Origin of the sequence: Pseudomonas sp. HMSC067G02 (assembly GCF_001813485.1) — a bacterium.
GTDB lineage: Bacteria > Pseudomonadota > Gammaproteobacteria > Pseudomonadales > Pseudomonadaceae > Pseudomonas > Pseudomonas aeruginosa.
Map to the genome: position 1 here is coordinate 1 of NZ_KV812691.1, position 1,685 is coordinate 1,685.

Sequence of the window (1,685 nt, forward strand, 5' to 3'; positions counted from 1 at the left end):
TGCCCCATCAACCATTAAATCCGTATACCCGAATCATCGACATGCCGAGCTTTATAATTTCATCGGAACTGGCCTGAGATGAAACCGATGAAATACCCATGAATAAAGAGCAGGCAAGCGAAACAACTTTCTTATTGATCTTCTTCATGGCGATTACCGCATGATGTTGTTATTTGAATTCATTAGAAGTTCGGCCTGCCGCAGCGTCAACGCAACCAGGCCGGACGTTCCGTTCTTTGGAATCCTTCCATCGAGACGGGTCCGGGCAAGTTCAGGCATCGATGACGCCAAGGCCTGAACCCGGCCTGCCCCTGGGCTCAGAACAACGGGATGGTGTAGTTGAAGATCAGGCGGTTCTGGTCCTCGTTGCGCTGGATGTCGCTGCGCATGGAGGCGTTCCACCAGGTGACGCCGAGGCCCTTCAGCGGCCCGCTCTGGATGACGTAGTTGACGTTGAAGTCGCGCTCCCACTCGCCCTGGTCGCCGCTGCCGATGGCCTCGATGTCGCGCCCCCGCAGGTACATCGCCGAGGCGGTCAGGCCGGGGATGCCGACACCGGCGAAGTCATAGCCGTATTGCGCGTAGCTGGTGGCCTCGCCCGCGGCGGTGAAGTTGGTGATGAGGCGGTTGGTGTACAGGTAGACGTTGACACCGCCGGCGCCGGCGTCGGGCACGCTGCCGGAGTTCAGCTGCACGAAGGGACTGTCGTCGGAAACCTTCTGGTAGCCCAGCAGGAATGAGTGGCCGTGAACCGAGTAGATGAAGGTCGCGCTCCAGGTGTCGTTGTCGATCTCGCCGTCGCCGCCGCTGGTGTAGCCGCTGACCTGGTAGCCGGCCTTGCCCGAGGCGTTGGCGCCCTGGGAGTGGGTCTTGAAGTAGCGCAGGTCGGTCTTCAGGAACTGGTCGTTGCCCAGGCTCAGGGTGTGCACCGCGCCGACGAAATGCTGGAGGTAGTAGTCCTCCAGCGAGGCCTGGTAGTACTGCACCAGCAGGTTCTTCCTCAGTTGGTAGTCCGCGCCGGCGAAGTAGAACTCGTTGCCCTCCTCCTTGCCGCCCCGCACCGACAGGCCGGTCCGGTCGCTGGAGCCGCGGCCGGTGGTGCTCTCGAGCTTGCCGCCGACCAGGGTCAGGCCGTCGATCTCGCTGGAGGTCACCATCCCGCCTTGGAACGTCTGTGGCAGCAGGCGGGCGTCGTTGGCGTCGACCACCGGCAGCTTAGGCAGCAAGGTGCCGACCCGCGCCTCGGTCCTGGAGGCGCGCATCTTCAGGGTCATACCGAAGCGGCTCCAGTTGTCCACGGCGCCCTCGCCGTCGGAGGGGATCAGGGTGCTGCCCGGATGGCGTCCCTTGCCGCTGTCGAGCGTCACCCCCAGCAGGCCCAGGGCATCCACCCCCAGGCCGATGGTGCCCTCGGTGAAGCCCGACTGGTAGTCCAGCTTGAAGCCCTGGGCCCATTCCTCGGTCTTGGACGGCGCATTGCTGCCGTCGCGATAGTCACCGTTGAAATAGAAGTTCCTCAGACCGAGGTTGAGTTTGCTGTCACCGATGAAATCTGCCCTGGCGTGCATCGAGGCAAGTACGCCAAGAAGCGGGACAGTTATATACAACGTGCGTTTCGAACTACACATACCACCACCCTCATTTTATTGTTTGGGTATCCGGAATTTCTGGTTGATAAAATGCCA

At 61.2% G+C, this 1,685-nt stretch carries 2 protein-coding genes; both read right to left on the bottom strand.

Annotated features, from left to right (window positions below; all coding sequences use genetic code 11):
- Nucleotides 1–7: 7 nt before the first annotated feature.
- Nucleotides 8–148, bottom strand: coding sequence for a hypothetical protein (locus HMPREF2914_RS32675; protein WP_153549645.1), 141 nt, complete (start codon nt 146–148; stop codon nt 8–10).
- Nucleotides 149–317: 169 nt separating this feature from the next.
- Complete coding sequence (locus tag HMPREF2914_RS18395; protein WP_071538197.1) at nt 318–1,568, bottom strand: OprD family porin; 1,251 nt, start codon at nt 1,566–1,568, stop codon at nt 318–320.
- Nucleotides 1,569–1,685 lie beyond the last annotated feature (117 nt).

Coding starts and splice junctions, on each gene's coding strand:
- HMPREF2914_RS32675 (WP_153549645.1), bottom strand. CDS start 148: ATGAAGAAGATCAATAAGAAAGTTGTTTCGCTTGCCTGCTCTTTATTC.
- HMPREF2914_RS18395 (WP_071538197.1), bottom strand. CDS start 1,568: ATGCACGCCAGGGCAGATTTCATCGGTGACAGCAAACTCAACCTCGGT.